The sequence below is a fragment of the Bradyrhizobium sp. CCBAU 51627 genome (assembly GCF_028128765.1).
Classification (GTDB): domain Bacteria; phylum Pseudomonadota; class Alphaproteobacteria; order Rhizobiales; family Xanthobacteraceae; genus Bradyrhizobium.
Genome location: NZ_LBJG01000005.1, coordinates 168,538 through 186,724, shown reverse-complemented (window position 1 = coordinate 186,724; position 18,187 = coordinate 168,538). Strand labels below are relative to the sequence as shown.

Annotated in this window: 17 protein-coding genes and 1 tRNA gene; 3 read left to right on the top strand and 15 right to left on the bottom strand. The window is 64.3% G+C overall.

Features of this window, described 5'->3' with window-relative positions:
• Window positions 1-50 precede the first annotated feature (50 nt).
• The 6 genes from XH88_RS03100 to XH88_RS03075 all read right to left on the bottom strand — a co-directional run bounded on the left by XH88_RS03100 (window position 51) and on the right by XH88_RS03075 (window position 5,050).
• The gene (locus tag XH88_RS03100) at window positions 51-413 is read right to left on the bottom strand and encodes a DUF1428 domain-containing protein (protein ID WP_271613945.1); all 363 of its coding nucleotides are present in this window, start codon (window positions 411-413) and stop codon (window positions 51-53) included.
• Between the two features lie 167 nt (window positions 414-580).
• Window positions 581-654 (bottom strand) — tRNA-Gln (locus XH88_RS03095).
• 202 nt (window positions 655-856) lie between these two features.
• Window positions 857-1,987, bottom strand: coding sequence for an iron-containing alcohol dehydrogenase (locus XH88_RS03090; RefSeq protein WP_271613944.1), 1,131 nt, complete (start codon window positions 1,985-1,987; stop codon window positions 857-859).
• A gap of 16 nt (window positions 1,988-2,003) precedes the next feature.
• Complete coding sequence (pdxA, locus tag XH88_RS03085; protein ID WP_271613943.1) at window positions 2,004-3,032, bottom strand: 4-hydroxythreonine-4-phosphate dehydrogenase PdxA; 1,029 nt, start codon at window positions 3,030-3,032, stop codon at window positions 2,004-2,006.
• Window positions 3,029-4,135 (bottom strand): four-carbon acid sugar kinase family protein, encoded by a 1,107-nt coding sequence (locus XH88_RS03080; protein WP_271614348.1) that lies wholly within the window; start codon window positions 4,133-4,135, stop codon window positions 3,029-3,031. Before XH88_RS03080 ends, pdxA begins: the two co-directional genes overlap by 4 nt.
• Before the next feature lie 24 nt (window positions 4,136-4,159).
• Window positions 4,160-5,050 carry a dihydrodipicolinate synthase family protein gene (locus XH88_RS03075; protein WP_271614347.1) on the bottom strand — a complete coding sequence of 297 codons (891 nt, stop codon included), beginning with the start codon at window positions 5,048-5,050 and terminating at the stop codon, window positions 4,160-4,162.
• Window positions 5,051-5,219: 169 nt separating this feature from the next.
• Between XH88_RS03075 and XH88_RS03070 the strand changes: the two genes are divergently transcribed.
• Window positions 5,220-6,068, top strand: coding sequence for an IclR family transcriptional regulator (locus tag XH88_RS03070; RefSeq protein WP_271613942.1), 849 nt, complete (start codon window positions 5,220-5,222; stop codon window positions 6,066-6,068).
• 26 nt (window positions 6,069-6,094) lie between these two features.
• Here the strand turns inward: XH88_RS03070 and XH88_RS03065 are convergent, their stop codons facing one another.
• The 3 genes from XH88_RS03065 to XH88_RS03055 form a co-directional block, all read right to left on the bottom strand.
• Complete coding sequence (locus tag XH88_RS03065; protein ID WP_271613941.1) at window positions 6,095-6,298, bottom strand: hypothetical protein; 204 nt, start codon at window positions 6,296-6,298, stop codon at window positions 6,095-6,097.
• Window positions 6,299-6,417: 119 nt separating this feature from the next.
• Entirely contained in the window at window positions 6,418-7,323 is a 906-nt protein-coding gene (rnz, locus tag XH88_RS03060) for a ribonuclease Z (RefSeq protein WP_271613940.1), read from the bottom strand.
• A gap of 45 nt (window positions 7,324-7,368) precedes the next feature.
• On the bottom strand, window positions 7,369-7,971 hold the full coding sequence (locus XH88_RS03055) for a TetR/AcrR family transcriptional regulator (RefSeq protein ID WP_271613939.1): 603 nt from the start codon (window positions 7,969-7,971) through the stop codon (window positions 7,369-7,371).
• A gap of 201 nt (window positions 7,972-8,172) precedes the next feature.
• Here XH88_RS03055 and XH88_RS03050 point away from each other — a divergent pair, with 201 nt between their 5' ends.
• Window positions 8,173-9,414: an efflux RND transporter periplasmic adaptor subunit gene (locus XH88_RS03050; protein ID WP_271613938.1), complete on the top strand. Its 1,242-nt coding sequence runs from the start codon at window positions 8,173-8,175 to the stop codon at window positions 9,412-9,414.
• A gap of 168 nt (window positions 9,415-9,582) precedes the next feature.
• Window positions 9,583-12,783, top strand: coding sequence for an efflux RND transporter permease subunit (locus tag XH88_RS03045; RefSeq protein ID WP_271613937.1), 3,201 nt, complete (start codon window positions 9,583-9,585; stop codon window positions 12,781-12,783).
• Window positions 12,784-12,891: 108 nt separating this feature from the next.
• Here XH88_RS03045 and XH88_RS03040 read toward each other — a convergent pair whose 3' ends face one another.
• From XH88_RS03040 to XH88_RS03015, 6 genes are all read right to left on the bottom strand, one after another.
• Window positions 12,892-13,338, bottom strand: a complete 447-nt coding sequence (locus XH88_RS03040; protein WP_271613936.1) for a MaoC family dehydratase — start codon at window positions 13,336-13,338, stop codon at window positions 12,892-12,894.
• A 381-nt stretch (window positions 13,339-13,719) separates the two neighbouring features.
• A complete protein-coding gene (locus XH88_RS03035; protein ID WP_271613935.1) occupies window positions 13,720-14,142 on the bottom strand; it encodes a hypothetical protein in 423 nt (140 codons plus the stop codon).
• 12 nt (window positions 14,143-14,154) lie between these two features.
• Window positions 14,155-14,376 carry a hypothetical protein gene (locus XH88_RS03030; protein ID WP_271613934.1) on the bottom strand — a complete coding sequence of 74 codons (222 nt, stop codon included), beginning with the start codon at window positions 14,374-14,376 and terminating at the stop codon, window positions 14,155-14,157.
• A 111-nt stretch (window positions 14,377-14,487) separates the two neighbouring features.
• Window positions 14,488-15,306, bottom strand: a complete 819-nt coding sequence (locus XH88_RS03025; RefSeq protein ID WP_271613933.1) for a lytic murein transglycosylase — start codon at window positions 15,304-15,306, stop codon at window positions 14,488-14,490.
• Window positions 15,307-15,427: 121 nt separating this feature from the next.
• Window positions 15,428-16,243: a shikimate dehydrogenase family protein gene (locus tag XH88_RS03020; protein WP_271613932.1), complete on the bottom strand. Its 816-nt coding sequence runs from the start codon at window positions 16,241-16,243 to the stop codon at window positions 15,428-15,430.
• Window positions 16,240-18,096: a flavin-containing monooxygenase gene (locus XH88_RS03015; RefSeq protein ID WP_271613931.1), complete on the bottom strand. Its 1,857-nt coding sequence runs from the start codon at window positions 18,094-18,096 to the stop codon at window positions 16,240-16,242. Before XH88_RS03015 ends, XH88_RS03020 begins: the two co-directional genes overlap by 4 nt.
• Window positions 18,097-18,187 lie beyond the last annotated feature (91 nt).

Sequence of the window (18,187 nt, the reverse complement as noted above, 5' to 3'; positions counted from 1 at the left end):
CGCAGAGGCGAGCCGGTCACGCAGACGGACTGTCACCGTCCAAAGCGTGCTCAGCGGGCCATCTCATCTGCCCGCAGCAGAGTGGTGAAGCCGCCATAGATCATGCGCTTGCCGTCGAACGGCATGTCGGAGCCCTTGAGCCTGGCATCGGCCATCACCTTAGAGTTGACGGCATCGCGGCTCGCCCGGTCGCGGTAGACGATCCAGGAAAACACTATGACCTCGTCTTCCGCGGCCATCACCGCGCGCGGGAAGGATGTGAGCTGGCCATAGGGGACGTCATCGCCGATGCACTCGACATAATCGAGCGCGCCATGCTCCATCCACACCGCACACGCCGTTCGCGCCAGGGCCTTGTAGGCCTCGATCTTGTCTTTCGGCACGGCGAGCACGAAACCATCGACGTAGGGCATTTTGGATCTCCTGGGGCTGAACGACCCAAGGACGACCTGAGGCATGCCGATCCGACGCGTGATGGATGAGGCAAACCGTCGCGAGGACCGGCCAGTCAAACCGCCGGAGTGCCTACGGCGGCAATCATGCCCGGGAAATGCCTGGTAGTCTGGAGAGCGCCTGGAACTGGCTGGGGAACCTGGATTCGAACCAAGACAAACAGAGTCAGAGTCTGTTGTGCTACCGTTACACCATTCCCCAACGGAATAGTCGAACAAATTCAATATCTTACTGAATTGTCCAACTGTGGCCGGAAGCGCTGATAGCGCAAATCACGGCTCAGGCGTGCAGCCTTCTACCTGCTCGCCCCCGGACTGGCAAGCACTGCGGTGGATGGGATCACAGCCTGGTCCATTTTGATATCCGTGGCTTTTGGTTTGCCGCGCGCGGGGCGCGGAGCCGGCTAGAACGCGGCCTCGTACATCTCAAGGATCGCATCCCGGCTCAGATCGCGCGGGTTGTTGTCGAGCAGCCGCCTGATAGCGTGAGCCTCGTCGGCCATGCCGCCGAGATCGTTCTTTGGCACGCCGAGCGCCGACAGCCGCATCTCGACGCCGAGGTTCTTGCAGAAGGCGTAGGTTGCGTCGAACGCATGCTTCGGATCGTTCTGCTGGGGCAGACCGAGCGCTCCGAGCACCGCCATCGTCTTCGCCTCGACCGCAGGCATGTTGAACGCCAGCGTGTGCGGGAAGATCATCGCGCAGGCAAGGCCATGGGCGATGTGATGACGCGTGCCGAGCGGATAGGCCACGGCATGGCCGGCGGTCGTGTTCACCGGCCCGAGGCAGTAGCCGCCATAGAGCGAGGCGAGCGAAAGACCGGCGCGGGCCTCGCGATCGCCGCCGTCGGCCACCGCGCGCTTGAGATATTTCCCGACCAGCCGCGCGCCTTCGAGCGCATAAAGGTCGATCGTCGGGTGCGCCTTGCGGCTGGTATAGGCCTCGACGCAATGCGCCAGTGCATCGACGCCGGTAGCGGCCGTGATCTCCTTCGGCACGGTCATCGTCAGATCAGGGTCGACGATGGCGATATCGGCCAGCATGAAACGGCTCTGCACCGCCTGCTTGTTCTGGCTGACGGGATCGGTGACGAGCGCACGGGTGCCGGCCTCGCTGCCGGTGCCCGAGGTGGTCGGGATCTGCATCAGCGCCACGCTGCGGCCGGCCACCTTCTCCGGCCCGACGATGTTGGCGAAGGGCACGTCATTCGTGCACATCACCGCGACGAGCTTGGCCAGATCCATCGCACTGCCGCCGCCGAAGCCGACGACGAGATCGGGCTTGGCCTCCTTCGCCATCGCCACCGCCTTCTCGAGGTTGGGCAGATCCGGCTCGGGCTTGACCTCGCCGAACACCTTGACGACGCCCGGCAGCGCCAGCGTATCGACACGGCGCGCATTGAAGGGGTCGGAAATCACCAGCGGCCGCTTGGCGCCGATCCGCTCGGCGAAGCGCGCGGCAGCCGTGATCGTGCCGTTGCCGAACTCCAGGATGGTGGGGCGGAGGATTTCGATGGGCGTGAAGGCGTTGGTCATCGTGGGCTCGATCTCGTTACTTGGAGGCGCCGGCGGCCAGCCGCTCGGCATAGTCGATGGCCTCGATCAGGCTGTGCTCGTTGGCGATCCCCTTGCCGGCGATGTCGAAGGCAGTGCCGTGATCGACGGAGGTACGGATGATCGGCAGGCCCAGCGTGATGTTGACGCCGGAGAGCTCCTGCCAGCGGCCGGTGGCTGGATCGACCTGGAAGCCGAGCAGCTTGACCGGGATATGTCCCTGGTCGTGATACATTGCGACCGCCGCATCGAACTGGCCGGCGCGCAGCTTGACGAAAATGGTGTCGCCCGGCACGGGGCCGACCACATCGAGGCCGTCGGCGACCGCCTTGGCAATCGTCGGCGCCGAGACGTCGATATCCTGCCGACCGAACAGGCCGCCCTCACCGGCATGCGGGTTCAGCGCGGCGATTGCTATTTTCGGCCTGGCAATGCCGAGCCGGCGCAGCGCATCATTGGTGAGATCAATCACCATGCGCAGCCGCTCCGGCGTCAAACGCTTCGGCACATCCTCCAGCGCCACATGGGTCGAGACATGGCTGACGCGCATGTTGCCATGGGCGAGCAGCATCACCGAGCCGCGCACGCCGGTGAGATGCGCCAGCATCTCGGTGTGACCGGGGAAATGATAGCCGGCCTTGTTGAGCGCCTCCTTGTTGAGCGGCGCCGTGACGATCGCCGCGGTGCGGCCCGCCTGCGTCAGCCGCACGCCCTGCTCGATCGCCTTATAGGCAAAGCGGCCGCCATCGGCGCTGAGCACGCCGGGCTTGATCGGGTCGCCCTCCGCGTCAGCCTGAAGGTAGCAGAGATTGGGCCAATCGCGATCATCGACGGTGACTTGCGGGATCGCAATGTCGGCGCCGAGCGCCGTCTTCGCGCCGTCCAGCGCCGCGCCGCTGCCGATAATCAGCAAGCGCAGATCACCGCTCGCGATCCGATCCTTCAGCCCGATACAGGCCTTGACGATGATCTCCGGCCCGATGCCGGCGGGATCGCCCATGGTGATGGCAAGGTGACGAGAGATCATGTCGGACTCTCCATGTTGAGCAGATGATTGTCCCGGAGCAGATCGCGCCACAGCTCGCGCGCGCCGAACGCTCCGGATTTCGAGATGAGGTCGACACCGGCCCAGCGGCCGCCTTGCAGCGTCGAACGCGGCAATCCGGGCACGATGCGTCCCGTGACCTGAAGCGCATGCGCGCCGACGGCGAGGCATACGGCCCTCAGCGTCTCTCCGCCAGCAACGATCAAGGTTCCGGGCGCGTCGAGCGCTGCGATCAGCGCTGTCAGCTCGCGCGCGATCCGTTGCGCCGCCTCGCCGCGCGACAAACCATCCGGAAGCGCGAATTTCACCAAGGCCACGCCGTCGTCTGTGAGCTTTCGCCGAACACCGGCACCGCCCTCGCCTTCCGCCAACGCGATGGTAGCTTCACCGCAAGCCGCGAGCTGGGATGTGGTTGCCGCCTGGTCGGAACCGAACAAGCCCAGCACCGGTCGCCTCAGCACCGACCGCGCCGCGGCGCCATGATTGCGGGCGAGCGCGCCGGCCAATCCGCCGCTGCCGCACCAGAGCACTGGCCCCGGCATCCGCCGGGCCATCTCGACGACGCGATCGAGATCGAGGTCGCTCTCGGCATCGAACACCTGAACGCCGCCTTGCGACAACGTGCCGGCATTTCCCCGCTGTGCCGCGATGCCTTCATGTCGCAACTGATCCAGCAGATTGTCGCCGACGCGACGCCAGTCGCCATTCACGGTGCGCGCATATTGCTGGCTTTCGATGGTGCGCCGCCCTTGATATTCGAACGCGGGGGCGACGACGCAGGATGCCCAATCTCCTGTGCTCAGGCAGGCGCCGAGCTCGGCGGCCCAGGCGCCACGGAGCAGGCTATCGATCTTCTTGTAGGCGATCTCCGCGTCGCGAAGCAGCGGCGCCAGCCGGGCGACGATCTCGACACTCTCGGTCCTTGAACGCTCCCTTGTGCCGCTGTCGAACGCAAGGCTCGACGAGGCTGAGGCCGCGGTCGCATCCGCCCAGATGACGTCGAACGGCCCGCACAGGCCGACGAACTCCGCCGCGGTGTCGAGTGCGCCGGTGAGATCGTCGGCAAGCAGGCGAACGCGTGTCATCGTCATGCCGCTCCCGCGTCAACCTTAAGCGGCCGTTGCAAATGCCGTGGCGTTCGCGAGCAGCTCTCTCAGTTGAGCCGCCGGCAAAGTCTCAAGTGGCGGCCGCAGACGCTGCCAGCCGGCATGACCGGTGCGCTCGGCCATCAACGCCTTCAGGGACGGCATCTGCGCGAAGCGCGAGACCAGCTCCCGCGCCTGGACGATCCGCGCCTGCGCTGCCTTCAGCGCCGCGTCGTCGTCACTGTCGCGGAAATGCCTGAAGACATAAGCGAGATCGCGCGCGACGAGGTTCGAGGTCGCGGTGATGCAGCCGGCACCGCCCTTGCGCAGCAGCGGCAGCAGCAGCGGATCGGCGCCTGCAAGCACCGAGAAGCCGGGGAACTTGTCGACCATCGCGGTCATGTTGGCGAAATCGCCTGAAGAATCCTTGATGCCGACGATGGTGGACGGATAGGCCTTGCGCAGCCGCTCGATCAACGCATGCGAGATCGGCTGCATCGACATCTGCGGGATGTGATAGAGTACGATCTTGAGACGCGCATCTCCGATGCGCTGGATGATCTCGTTGTAGGCGGCATAGACGCCGTCGTCGCTGACATTCTTGTAGTAGAATGGCGGCAGCATCACCACGGTCTCGACCCCGACCGACAGGGCATGGCGTGTCAATGCGACGGTCTCGGTGAACGCGACGACGCCGGTGCCCGGCAGAAGCTGGTTCGGCCTGATGCCGCCGGCGATCACGGCTTCGAGCAGCGCCGTTCGCTCGGCGACCGAGAAGGAGTTCGCCTCCCCGGTGGTGCCGAGCATCGCGATGCCGTCGCAGCCTTCGTCCAGCAGGGTGCGGCAATGCGCGACGAAGCGCGCGTGATCGGGGCTGAGCTCGGCGTCGAGCGGCGTCAGCGCGGCGCAGAACACGCCATGTGGGTGCAAGGACTGCTGGTGCGGCGCGGATATCGACAAAGCTTCCTCCGATCGTCAGATCGATGTTGTTCGGAATGCGAACATTTGTTATAATCTGCCCCGTTGGTAAGAGCTGGCTGCCGCCCCGTCAAGGGCCGCAGCTGTCATGGCAGGGCATTCAGGCATGGCCAAGGTCGAAAAGAAGGCGGCAAAGCGCGCATCGGAAATGCCACCGAAAAGTCCTGGAGATAAAAACCCCAAGAACTACGTCGCCTCCGTCGGCAAGGCCTTTGCCGTGCTCAAGAGCTTCACCAGCGAAGCGTTCGAGCTGACGCTGAGTGAAGTTGCCGCACGCGCCGATCTCGATCGCGGCACCGCGTTCCGATTGATCCAGACCCTGATCGAACTCGGCTATCTCCAAGTCGTGCCGCAGAGCCGCCGGTTCCGCCTCGGCGTCGCCTGCCTCGACCTCGGCTACACCGTACTGTCGCACGGGTCGCTGCGCACGATCGTCGAGCCGCTGTTGCGCGACCTCGTGCCTGAGGTCGGCGATGCGGCCTCGCTCGGCATCCTCGATGGTGGCGATGTAATCTATCTCGCGCGCATCAGTGCGGGCCTCGATCGCTACAAGATGGACCGCCGGCCGGGCACGCGCATCCCCGCGTATAGCGCCGCGCTCGGTCACGCCATGCTGGCGCATCTGGTCCGCGATGAGCAGATCGAGCGACTGGAGTCACGGCCCCGCGTCAAATTGTCGGAGCGCACGCTGACCGATCTCGATGCTTTGCTCGCCCGGCTGGACCAGGTGAAGAAGAAGGGTTACGCCGTCTCCGACGGCGAGAACGCCTATGGCCTGCGCACGCTGGCGACGCCGATCCTCGACGCCCAGGGTGTTGTGATCGCCGGATTGAGCGTCACCGTGGATGCGATACGCATGGATATGCCGACCTTTCGAGACCAGGCGTTGCCAAGGCTGATGCAGCTGACGCGCACGGTGCAGGAGCTCGCGATCAAATCGGGCCTGTCGAGCTGAGCGCGGCTTCCGCCGAAGCGCTGCTTCTATTCCGGGACGAGCGTTGCAAGCCCGGCTTCGATAATGGTGATTTCCTCGTTGACTTGCGAAATGGCCTGCTGCGGGTCGACACCGGTAACGACCACGAGCTGCCGCAACAGGTCCTGCCGATGGGCCAGAATATCTTCCAACGCATCGCGGTCGTTCAGCTTCACATAGCCTTGAACGATCAATTCAACGGAGCGAGACATGATACTCTCAATACAAGACTGACTTTTGATCTTGCGAAAATATCGCGCCGGCGCGCGGCTGCGGGAATGAAATCTCGTCAACCTTGACAGGTAAGATTAACGGCGATGCAACACGCCGCCTAAACAGCGATACGATCGAAGTCGGCGGCGATCCGGACGTTCGGGAAGATCTTTGCCGCCTCAGCCTGGATCTCGTCGTTCTCGTAGCGGCCCGACAAATGCGTCAGCATGAGCTGCTGGACGTTGGTCACGGCCGCGAACCGGGCCGCCTCAGCCGCGGTGAGATGGCCGTAATCCCGCGCCATTGAGGCATCGCGATCCAGGAAGGTCGCCTCGATCACCAGTAGATCGGCGCCTGCGATGTGCTTGGAGAGTCCCTCGGTGGTCTCGGTGTCGCCGATCACGACCAGTTTCTTGCCGCCGCTCGGCGGACCCAGCACATCCTCCGGATGGATCGTCCGCCCGTCTTCAATGGTGATGGCGCGCCCGGCGGCCAGCTCGCCGCGCAAGGGTCCGTCAGGCACGCCGAGCGCGGACAGGCGGTCAGGCAAGAGATGGCGCCGCGCTGGACTCTGGAACGAAAATCCAAAACTGTCAGTGTCGCGGTGGCGGACCGGAAAGCAGTCGATGGCGAAGTCGCCGGCATCGACGACCTGTCCCTCAGACAGCGGCGCGAACTGCACGGAGATCGGTGCCCGTCCCGCGCCCCACAGGCCGGCCAGCATGTTTATGACGAGATCAAGCGTCTTAGGTCCGCCATGGATGGTCATCGCGTCGGAAGTCTGCCGCAGCCCCAATGTCGAGAACAGGCCGGGTATGCCCAGCACGTGATCGAGATGCCCATGCGTCAGCAGGATGCGATCAAGCCGGCGAAAGCCGGCGCCGCTCCGCAATAGCTGGCGCTGCGTGCCCTCGCCGCAATCGATCAGCATGCGCTGGCCGGCGGCCTCCAGAAGCAACGCCGGATGATTGCGCTCCGCGGATGGAACGCTGGCCGAGGTTCCGAGAAATGTCAGGGCGAACATTGCCTACTCTGATGCGAGGTCGCAGGACTGATCCGCTTGGGAGCCTTACCCGCCCGCCGACTGCGCCTCGACCGCCTGCACGGCCACGCTCGCCACTTGCCGCAACGCTTCGCGATCAGCGCTCGACGAGGCCATCACGCCCATGCCAACGGCGACGGCCGAGACATAGCGCGCGAGCGCGACGGGATCTGACGTCTGGATGAGATCACCTTCGGCCTTGGCGCGAACAAAGCGATCGCGGAGCTGGTCTTCGTTTTGGGCGCGGCGGGCGGCGAGCTCGAAGGGTACGTTTTCGGAGCCGGTGCCGCAGGCGATGCCGCCTTGCACGAGCAGGCAGCCGGGCGGATTGGCGGGATCGGTCTGCTTGTCGGCGATGCCCATCAGCATGCGTTCGGCGACATCACGGGCGGTCGGCGCGGCCACCACTTCGTCCATCCAGACACCACGCAGCTTGGTGTAGCGGTCGAGGGCGGCCCTGAGCAGGCCTTCCTTGTTGCCGAAACAGGCATAAAGGCTCGGCGGGTTGATGCCCATCGCCTCGGTGAGTTGGGCAATCGTGGCGCCCTCATAACCATGGCGCCAAAATACTTCCATCGCCTGGTCCAACGCCGTCTCGGCGTCGAATTCGCGGGGGCGTCCCATGGCCATGTGCCTGTCTCCTCGAGAATCGGCGTCGTTTCCTATCGTAACGCCTGACCCTATCTGCTTGTTCTATCTTTCTTTTCTCTTCCGCCTTCCAATTCTTGCGGTATGCCGCTACAATTTTCTTAGCGAATGGTACATAAGTATCTTGCGCTGCGGTATCCAGCTCCACATTTGTAGTGAACACTACATATCTGGAGCGCGCAAATGCACCCCTCCCAAGAAACTTCCTCTGCCGGCCGTTTCCGCCGCCTGCTTGGCGGCGTTGCCATCGTTGGCGCCCTTGCCGTGGCCGGCTCGATTGCGACCGGCCACTACTTCCATGCAGCCCAGGCGACCGCAACCGGCGCGGCAGCCGAGCAAGCCGTCCCCGTCACCGTCGCGCTGATCGAACCAAAGCAGACCGTGCTGTGGGACGATTTCTCCGGCCGGCTCGAGGCCATCCAACGCGTCGAGCTTCGCCCGCGCGTCGCTGGCGCGATCCTATCCACCAACTTCACCGAAGGCGCGCTGGTGAAGGCCGGTGACGTCCTTTTCAAGATAGATCCCGCTCCTTACGAGGCCGAAGTCGACAAGGCGGCCGCGCAGCTCGAGGCCGCGAAAGCGCGCGTGGTCTTCACCCAGAGCGAGCTGGAGCGCGGCGCACAGCTGGTCGGCAACGCCGTCGTCACCCGCCGCGACTACGACCAGCGCGACAATGCCAATCGCGAAGCCATTGCCAACGTCAAAGCGGCCGAGGCGACGCTCCACACCGCGAAGCTCAATCTTGACTACACCGAAGTGCGGGCGCCGGTGGACGGCCGCGTCGGCAAGATCGAGGTCACGGTCGGCAATCTCGTCGCAGCCGGCACCGCCTCCCCGGTGCTGACGTCGCTCGTCTCGGTCAATCCGATCTACGCGTCCTTCGACGCGGACGAAGAGGTCGTGCTGCGCGCGCTGAACTCGATCGCAGACAGCACCGGCAAACGCGGCAATCTCGATCAGATCCCGGTCGAGATGACCACGTCAGGCGGCATCTCGGCCAAGGGTCACATCCAGCTCATCGACAACCAGGTCAACGGCTCGAGCGGCACCATCCGCGTCCGCGCGGTGTTTCAGAACGCGGACGGACGTCTCATCCCCGGCCAGTTCGCCCGCGTACGCATGGGCCAGCCAAAGCAGCAGACTCTGGTGATGATCGACGAGCGGGCAATCGGCACCGACCAGGACAAGAAGTTCGTGATGGCGGTCGGCGACGACAGCCGCGCAGTCTATCGGCCGATCACCCTTGGCGGCGCGGTCGATGGCCTGCGCATCGTCACCGCGGGGCTCAAGCCCGGCGACCGCATCGTGGTCAACGGTCTCCAGCGCGTACGTCCCGGCGCCCTTCTCAAGACCGAAATCGCGGCGATGGGCGCGCGCAGCCAGCAGGCCTCCAACCACAGCAACCAGGACGTGGTGCAACGCTAGTCACATCATTCCGGGCGGGACGGCGTCGCGAACCATGATGCGCAATCGCGCATCTGAGAATCTCAACGTCCTAAAACGACCAAGACATAACTTCTGGATTCCGGGTTCGCGGGCTGTGCCCCCGCCCCGGAATGACGGGAGAGTTGTCTCTGATGCAGGGGCAAAGCCATGAATCTCTCAAAATTCTTCATTGATCGTCCGATTTTCGCCGGCGTGCTGTCGGTCCTGATTTTCCTCGCAGGGCTGATCTCGCTGTTCGCGATGCCGATCTCGGAATACCCCGATGTGGTGCCACCCTCGGTGCTGGTGCGCGCAACCTATCCCGGCGCCAATCCCAAGGTGATCGCGGAGACGGTGGCGACGCCGATCGAGGAGCAGATCAACGGCGTCGAAGGCATGCTCTACATGTCGAGCCAGGCGACTACGGACGGCGCGATGACGCTGACGGTGACGTTCCGCCTCGGCACCGACCCGGACAAGGCGACGCAGCTGGTGCAGAACCGGGTGCAGCAGGCCGAGCCGCGCCTGCCGGCCGTGGTGCGTCAGCTCGGCATCATCACCAAGAAGTCCTCGCCCGACCTCACCATGGTCGTGCATCTGCTGTCGCCGAACAACCGCTACGACATGACGTATTTGCGCAACTACGCCGTGCTCAACGTCAAGGACCGGCTGGCGCGGATCGACGGAGTCGGCGACGTTCAGCTCTACGGTGCCGGCGACTATTCGATGCGGGTCTGGGTCGATCCGCAGAAGGCGGCCGAGCATGGCCTGACCGCAAGCGACATCGTCAAGGCGATCCAGGCGCAGAACGTCGAGGCCGCCGCAGGCGTCGTCGGCTCCTCCCCGAACGTCAAGGGCATCGACCTGCAACTGTCGGTCAATGCCGAGGGACGTCTCGCCAACGAGGAACAGTTCGGCGATATCGTGGTCAAGACCGGCACGCGAGGCGAAGTCGTGCGGCTGCGCGACGTCGCCCGCATCGAGCTTGGCGCATCCGAATACGGATTGCGCTCGCTGCTCGACAACAAGCAGGCGGTGGCGATCCCGATCTTCCAGGCGCCCGGCTCCAACGCGCTCGAGATTTCCGATCACGTCCGCGCCACTATGGCCGAGATCAAGAAGAACATGCCGGAAGGCGTGTCCTACCAGATCGTCTACGACCCCACTCAGTTCGTGCGCTCCTCGATCGAGGCCGTCATCCACACATTGCTGGAGGCGATCGCGCTGGTGGTGCTGGTGGTGATCCTGTTCCTGCAGACCTGGCGCGCCTCGATCATTCCGCTCTTGGCAGTGCCGGTCTCGATCGTCGGCACGTTCGCGATCATGCACGTATTCGGCTTCTCCATCAACGCGCTCAGCCTGTTCGGCCTCGTGCTCGCCATCGGTATCGTCGTTGACGACGCCATCGTCGTGGTCGAGAACGTCGAGCGCAATATCGAGGGCGGCTTGTCGCCGCGCGATGCCACCTATCAGGCCATGCGCGAGGTGTCGGGGCCGATCATCGCGATCGCGATGGTGCTGATCGCGGTGTTCGTTCCGCTCGCCTTCATCTCCGGCCTCACCGGACAGTTCTACAAGCAGTTCGCGCTGACCATCGCGATCTCGACGGTGATCTCGGCTGTGAACTCGCTGACACTGTCGCCCGCCCTGTCGGCCCTGCTGCTCAAAGGGCATAACGAGCCGAAGGACCGGCTGACGCTGATCATGGAAAGTGGCCTCGGCTGGTTCTTCCGCCACTTCAACCGTGCCTTCACCTACTCCTCGAACAGCTACAGCGGCACCGTCACCAAGGTCATCTCGGGCAAGGCCGCCGTGATGGGTCTCTACGTGGTGCTGGTCGGCCTCACCGCCTTCCTGTTCCAGCAGGTGCCGGGCGGCTTCGTGCCGGGCCAGGACAAGCAGTACCTGGTCGGCTTCGCCCGCCTGCCCGATGGCGCGACACTCGATCGTACCGAGGAGGTGATCCGCAAGATGAGCGATATCGCGCTGACCCAGCCCGGCGTCGAGAGCTCCGTGGCTTTCCCCGGCCTGTCGATCTCCGGCTTCACCAATTCCTCCAACGCCGGCATCGTGTTCTCGACGCTGAAACCGTTCGACGAACGCAAGGACCCGTCGCTCAGCGGCGCCGCGATCGCGGCCGAGCTGAACAAGAAATATGCGGGGATCCAGGAAGCCTTCATCGCCATGTTCCCTCCGCCGCCGGTCAACGGCCTCGGCACCATCGGCGGCTTCAAGCTCCAGATCGAGGACCGCGCCGGTCTCGGCTATGAGGCGCTGAACGAGGCGACCAAGGCGTTCATGGCGGCGATGCAGAAGGCGCCGGAGATCGCCGGCGTGTTCTCGAGCTTCCAGGTCAACGTGCCGCAGCTGTTCGCCGACATCGACCGCACCAAGGCGCTGCAACTTGGCGTGCCCGTGACGGAGGTGTTCAACACCCTGCAAATCTATCTGGGCTCATACTACGTCAACGACTTCAACAAGTTTGGCCGCACCTATTCAGTCTATGTCCAGGCCGATGCTCCGTTCCGCGCGCGTGCGGACGACATCAGGCAGTTGAAGGTGCGCTCGTCCTCCGGCGACATGGTGCCGTTGTCGGCGCTACTCAAGATCCGCCAGAGCGCGGGACCTGAGCGAGCGATCCGCTACAACGGCTTTCTGTCCTCCGACATCAATGCGGCGGCAGCGCCCGGCTTCTCGTCGGGCCAGGCACAGGAGGCGGCGACCCGGATCGCGGCGGAAGTGCTGCCGCCCGGCTTCGCATTCGAATGGACCGACTTGACCTATCAGGAGTTCATCGCCGGCAATTCCGGCCTGTGGGTGTTCCCGCTGGCGATCCTGCTGGTGTTCCTCGTGCTGGCGGCGCTCTACGAGAGCCTCACCCTTCCGCTGTCGATCGTCATGATCGTGCCGATGGGCTTGCTGGCGGCGATGTTCGGCGTCTGGCTCTCGAAGGGCGACAACAACGTCTTTACCCAGATCGGCCTGATCGTGCTCGTCGGCCTCTCCGCCAAAAACGCGATCCTGATCGTCGAATTCGCGCGCGAGCTCGAATTCGCAGGCCGCACGCCGATCCGCGCCGCGATCGAGGCGAGCCGGCTGCGCTTGCGCCCGATCCTGATGACGTCGATGGCGTTCATCATGGGCGTGCTGCCGCTGGTGCTCTCCACCGGCGCCGGCTCGGAGATGCGCCGCGCGATGGGCGTTGCCGTATTCTCCGGCATGATCGGCGTCACCGTGTTCGGCCTGTTCCTGACGCCGGTGTTCTATGTGCTGCTGCGGACCATCACCGGCATGAAGCCGCTGGTGCATCACGGCAGCGACATCAGCGCAGCTCCGGTCCAGGGCTCCATCGCCAATCCCGGGCACTAGATCAGGGAGCTTCCTGGCGCCAGCAACAGAACGAGCGCGGTCTTGCGAAAGACAGTCTCATTGCCCCCCGCGGAAACGCGATAACGGAACGGCGGATGGCGAGAACGTCTAGACGCGTCGCGGGACGATCGCGATCGGCGTGAAGGTGTAAACCTCCTCGCCGTTCTGATTGAACATCGTCCATTTCACCAGTGCGATGCCCTGCGGCTTTGACTTCGATGGCGTCAGGCTCATGACCTCGCCGACCAGATGCAGTCGGTCATTCGGCCTCACCGGAATGGTCCAGCGCAGCCCGTCGACGCCGGCGCCAATCAGCGGGTGCGGCCCGAATGGACGGGTCTTGATCGCAAGGTTCATGGCGATCGCCGCGGTGTGCCAGCCCGATGCGGCCAAGCCCTTGAACAAGGTTTCCTTGGCTGCTTCGTGATCCAGATGCATCGGTTGGGGGTCGAACTCTGCGGCAAACCGCTTGATGTCGGCTTCGGAGATTTCGACTTCGGGGGATCTGAAACGCATGCCGACGGTGAGATCGTCGAACCAGGCAACCTGGGCCATGATTTTGCCTCGAAATGGGACTCGCCACACGCCATCGCTTGCGGCCGACGTGGATTGGCATGGGATTTAGCGGTTTGGCCGCCCGCAGGCTAGGCCCAGGGTTCCCCGCGAAACCCCTTTCCCAGATCGACGAAACACGCCTGAAACAGTTAGCCGGTTATCTGGTTGTCAAAACCAAACAGGGACGTGCGTCATGCAATTCATCCTCGACCTGATCTATGACTATGCCTGCTGCCAGCACCTCGTCCCCCAGCCGCTTGGGGAGGACGAGACATGATCGCGCTGATCTCAGCCCTCCTCGCGCTTTGCAGCATCGGTGTCTTTGCCGCGCATGCACTGGACGCCTATCGTACAACGCACTCCTGATCGGCGCCCGCGAGGCTAGAACGGCCTGCGGTAAAAATGTTCTGAGTGCGTTGCCGGCGGAAACCGGTTTGCGAGTGCCAACGCTCCTTTCTCGTCTGTCTCGAGCGCAATCTTCTGCGCCAGCATGACGTCGCCGGGCACCAGGAAGCCTGAGGGGACGAAGCACCACCCCATCGTTGCATTGCCGGCCTCGTCGATCTCGTGGACATTGGCGGCAGTGCCGTAATGAATGCGATAGCGCTTGCCGGTGTCGCAGCCGATGACGTCAAAATGCCGGTGCTGCTCGAACTGTGCGCGCTGCTCTGCCGATAGCCATTCAGACAACAGCCGGCGCCCGCGCGCCTCGGGCGTATTCTCGCCGAAGAAGCGCCGATAGAGCTCGCGGAGCGCATGCAGACGCGCCCGCGCGGGCGCGCGAAACCTGAAGACCGCGATCATTGGCCGTTCAGATCAACCGCCGACCAGGCGGGGGTAGAACAGCGTTTCCTGCGCGGTCGGATCGAACGATTTGATACGCGTGACTTCGCCGGGTCCGGTCCGGTATGCGGCGGTAAAGCCCGCGCCGGTCAACTCCCGAAAGCGTTGTTCGGCCTGCGCCAACGCCTCGGCATTCTGGGGATCAAACTCGTGGCGTGTATCGCCGGTCTGGTCCATCACGATCTGGGTAGCCATGTTGAGTCTCCTCATGCCCAGCCCCGAACTCGATCAAAGCAAACCTCGTGCCGTCAGTTCCCGAAAGCAACAACTTTCTCGGATAGGCGCGGTCACGCCTTGCGGAGCGCCTCAGCGTACCGCCGCCGCCCCACCGCCCCCATCGATCTGCCGGCCCATCAGCGCGATGGCCTTCTGGTAGACGCCTGCCGCATTCCAGGCCTGGATGGCGGCGAAATTCGGCTCGCCCGGCTGGTAACCGGCTCCCGCACGCCAGCCATTGGCTTTCAGGAAGTTCGCGGTCGAGCTCAGCGCGTTGGCCGCGACATCGAGATTGCCGGTGCCGTAGGCCAGGATGTTCTTAGGCATGAACTGGGTCTGGCCGACCTCGCCATGCATGGAGCCGCGGGTCGATCCCGACAGCACGCCGCGGTCGACCAGCTTCAATGCCGCATAAAGCTGCTCGGTGAAGAACTCCGGGCGGCGGCAGTCATAGGCCAGCGTCGCGATCGACGAGAGCATGTTCTGATTGCCACGCTGGCTGCCGAAACCGGTCTCCATGCCCCAGATTGCGATCAATGGCCCCGGCGGCACGCCGTAGCGCTGCTCGATCGAGGCGAACATGGTCGCCTGCGACTGTTTCAGAGATCGGCCGCGCGCCACAATGGTGGTGGCGCCACGCTTGGCGAGGAACTGCTCGAGGGACAGCGAAAAGCTATGCTGACTGCGATCAGCATTGATGGTGGCGCTGGCGTAATTGGTCTGCATCAGGGCCGAGATCGCGGCTTGGCCGATGCCCTTGCCCTGCGCCTCCGCGCTGAACTCGCGCTTCCAGGCCTCAAAGCCGCCGGGCCCATTGCCGCACTGCGCGGCATGAGCGGCGGGGGTGAGGGACAACAGTAGCGCGGCCGCGCCGATCATCGCCGTCGCAACGGTCTTGCCCTCGGTCATTCCTGCGTTCCCTTCTCTCCATCGCGCGACCGGCTCGCGCGCCGGCATGATCCTACGTCAGCGCTGCACGCTCAGGCCAGTGCAATCAATGCAGGCAATGCGCTTGACATCATTCGAAGGCCTATCGTCCGCCGTCGGTCCCGAGCAGGAAATCCACCATGATGCTCTGGTGCTGCCGGTACATGTCGGTGCCGGTCGCGGTGACGCAACCGAGCTTGCGGGCTTCCGCGATGAACGGCGGAATTTCCGGCTTGGTGATGACGCAGCCGCAATACGCCGACGGCGCCAGCCGCGTGACGTCGACGGGCAGCGGATCGCCGTCCACCATCCCGGCGGGTGTGGCATTGGCGACGAAATCGAAACCTGCGGGGTCGATCGTGCCGGCGCGCACGGGCACCTTGCCGAGCCCGTTGAGGCGGTCGATCAGCGCGTCGCGGCGCTCGGACGCGCTGTCGTGAATCGCGAGTTCATTCACACCGGCCTCGACCAAGGCAAGCCCGATCGCCGAACCCGCGCCACCGGCACCAATCAGCAGCGCTCGCATGCCGCGGGGATCGATCCCCTTCTCGCGCGCCGCTCCGACGAAGCCGAGGCCGTCCACCATGTCGCCATGCCACGAACCGTCAGCCCGCCGGCGCATCAGATTAACGGTGCGCAGGAGGTGCGCCCGATCGGTCGCGCTGGCACAGGCCTGATAGCAGACGAATTTGTGCGGGATGGTCACGACGATCCCGTCGAGATTCTTCAGCCGCGCCGCCACAGAAAGGAAATTGGGCAGATCGGCGGTCGCAACCTGAACCGGAACGAGGATCCCGTCATGGCCGCGCGCAGCGAACTCCGTGGAAACGCCGGCGGGCGAACGCACTTGCGCGATTGGATCGCCGACGATGACATAGAGCCGCGACGCACCTGATGGAGCCGGGATCGTATCGCTCATGCCGGAACCGGGGAACCGTCGGCCACGTCCCGCACGTAGGTCAATTCCAAACCATCCAAGCCGCCCTCCTTTCGCCATTTAGCGAGCAATCGCAGGAACGCCATTGGTCCGCGCCAATACTGGCTGTTGCGTGCCGCGATCGGATCGAACACGCCTTCATTGTTGTAGTAGCCGGGCGTGCATTCGGCGAGATAGGCCTGGCGTCCGACCGCGGCCTTGACGACCTCGTCGACCCAGGCGTTCTCGGCAGCGAGCGTCGGCTCCAATGTTCTGACGCCTCGCTTGCGCGCCTCTGCGATCACATAGGCGATGTGCTGCGACTGCTCGTCGATGATGTGCGGAAAATTGGCGCTCTGGCCGGCCTGCACCGTTACGATCAGGAAGCAGTTCGGGAAGCCGCGGCTGTAGAAGCCGTGCATGGTCTTGACGCCATCGCGCCAGCGCCCGGACAGGCTCATGCCGTCGCGGCCGTAGATCTCAAAGCCCATACGGCGCGCATAATCGGTGCCAACCTCGAAACCGCTGGCATAGATCAGGCAATCGAGCTCGTAAGCCTTGCCGTCGACGACGACCGCATTCTCCGTGATGCGCTCGACGCCCCTGCCCCTGGTATCGACCAGATGCACATTGGGACGATTGAAGGTGTCGAGATATTCGTCGTGGAAGCAAGGCCGCTTGCAGAACGCCTTGTACCAGGGCTTTAACGCCGCTGCCGTCGCCTCATTCTTGACCACGGCGTCGACGCGGGCCCGGATCTCCTCCATCTTGCGATAGTCGGCCTGCTCGATCACCTTCAGCGCCTCCTCCATCGAGGCCACCGGCTGGGGCTGACGGCGCGGCGCCAGCAGGATTTCGCCGAGCAGACCGGTCCAGCCGTCCTGCACCAGATCCTCCTCGAACGGCTCGCCCGAGATCACCGCGGTGAAATTGTCCATGCGCTCGCGCTGCCAGCCAGGCTTCAGACTCTCTGCCCAGACGTGGTCCGTCGGCCGGTCGTCGCGCACACCGATCGCCGAGGGCGTCCGCTGAAACACGTAGAGCTCTTTCGCTGACCGGCCAAGATATGGCACGCATTGCACGGCGGTCGCGCCCGTGCCGATGATGCCGACGCGCTTGTCGGCAAGGCCGTCGAGACCGCCCTCCGCGCTGCCGCCGGTGTAGGCGTAGTCCCAGCGGCTGGTATGGAAGCTGTGGCCTTTGAACGTCGCGATGCCGGGAATGCCTGGAAGCTTCGGCCGGCTGAGCGGTCCGCCGGCGAGAATGACGAAGCGCGCGCGGATGCAATCGCCCCGATCGGTCTCGACCAGCCAGCGCCCCTCCTGCTCTTGCCACGCCATGCGCGAGACGACGGTTTGAAACAGCGCACGCTCGTAAAGGCCGAAATGACGGCCGATGCGGCGCGAGTGCTCGTAGATCTCCGGCGCACGCGCATATTTGCGCACCGGCATGTAGCCGGTCTCTTCCAGCAGCGGCAAATAGATGTAGCTCTCGGTATCGCAGGCCGCACCAGGGTAGCGATTCCAGTACCACGTCCCACCGAAATCCGCGGCCTTCTCCACGATCCGAAATTCGCTGATGCCGGCCGCGCGCAGACGCGCGCCACACAGCAGCCCGCCGAAACCGCCGCCAACGACGACGACCTCGGTCTCTTCACTGACGGGATCGCGCGCAAATCCCGCATCGGCCCAGGGATCGTCGAGATAGCGGGCAAATCCACCGGCCACCTCGACATACTGCGCCTTTCCTTCGGCGCGCAGCCGCATGTCGCGCTCGTCACGATAGCGCGCACGCAAGGCCGCGATGTCGATGTTAGGCGCGCCGGCTGCACCGGTCTTGTGTCTTTCCGCTGACATCGATCTCCTCCACCGCGGCCGTTCTTCAGCGGCAACCTCTGCCAGTTAGCCCTGAAAATGCAGCGCGCGCAATCGTATCAGGCGCTTTTTG

Excerpts from the sequence above, each read along its gene's own strand:
- XH88_RS03045 (WP_271613937.1), top strand. The coding sequence starts at position 9,583 with ATGAATCTCTCAAAATTCTTCATTGATCGTCCGATTTTCGCCGGCGTG.
- XH88_RS03070 (WP_271613942.1), top strand. The coding sequence starts at position 5,220 with ATGGCCAAGGTCGAAAAGAAGGCGGCAAAGCGCGCATCGGAAATGCCA.
- XH88_RS03035 (WP_271613935.1), bottom strand. The coding sequence starts at position 14,142 with ATGATCGCGGTCTTCAGGTTTCGCGCGCCCGCGCGGGCGCGTCTGCAT.
- pdxA (WP_271613943.1), bottom strand. The coding sequence starts at position 3,032 with ATGATCTCTCGTCACCTTGCCATCACCATGGGCGATCCCGCCGGCATC.
- XH88_RS03050 (WP_271613938.1), top strand. The coding sequence starts at position 8,173 with ATGCACCCCTCCCAAGAAACTTCCTCTGCCGGCCGTTTCCGCCGCCTG.
- XH88_RS03100 (WP_271613945.1), bottom strand. The coding sequence starts at position 413 with ATGCCCTACGTCGATGGTTTCGTGCTCGCCGTGCCGAAAGACAAGATC.
- XH88_RS03025 (WP_271613933.1), bottom strand. The coding sequence starts at position 15,306 with ATGACCGAGGGCAAGACCGTTGCGACGGCGATGATCGGCGCGGCCGCG.
- XH88_RS03065 (WP_271613941.1), bottom strand. The coding sequence starts at position 6,298 with ATGTCTCGCTCCGTTGAATTGATCGTTCAAGGCTATGTGAAGCTGAAC.
- XH88_RS03040 (WP_271613936.1), bottom strand. The coding sequence starts at position 13,338 with ATGGCCCAGGTTGCCTGGTTCGACGATCTCACCGTCGGCATGCGTTTC.
- XH88_RS03020 (WP_271613932.1), bottom strand. The coding sequence starts at position 16,243 with ATGAGCGATACGATCCCGGCTCCATCAGGTGCGTCGCGGCTCTATGTC.
- rnz (WP_271613940.1), bottom strand. The coding sequence starts at position 7,323 with ATGTTCGCCCTGACATTTCTCGGAACCTCGGCCAGCGTTCCATCCGCG.
- XH88_RS03015 (WP_271613931.1), bottom strand. The coding sequence starts at position 18,096 with ATGTCAGCGGAAAGACACAAGACCGGTGCAGCCGGCGCGCCTAACATC.
- XH88_RS03030 (WP_271613934.1), bottom strand. The coding sequence starts at position 14,376 with ATGGCTACCCAGATCGTGATGGACCAGACCGGCGATACACGCCACGAG.
- XH88_RS03090 (WP_271613944.1), bottom strand. The coding sequence starts at position 1,987 with ATGACCAACGCCTTCACGCCCATCGAAATCCTCCGCCCCACCATCCTG.
- XH88_RS03080 (WP_271614348.1), bottom strand. The coding sequence starts at position 4,135 with ATGACACGCGTTCGCCTGCTTGCCGACGATCTCACCGGCGCACTCGAC.
- XH88_RS03055 (WP_271613939.1), bottom strand. The coding sequence starts at position 7,971 with ATGGCCATGGGACGCCCCCGCGAATTCGACGCCGAGACGGCGTTGGAC.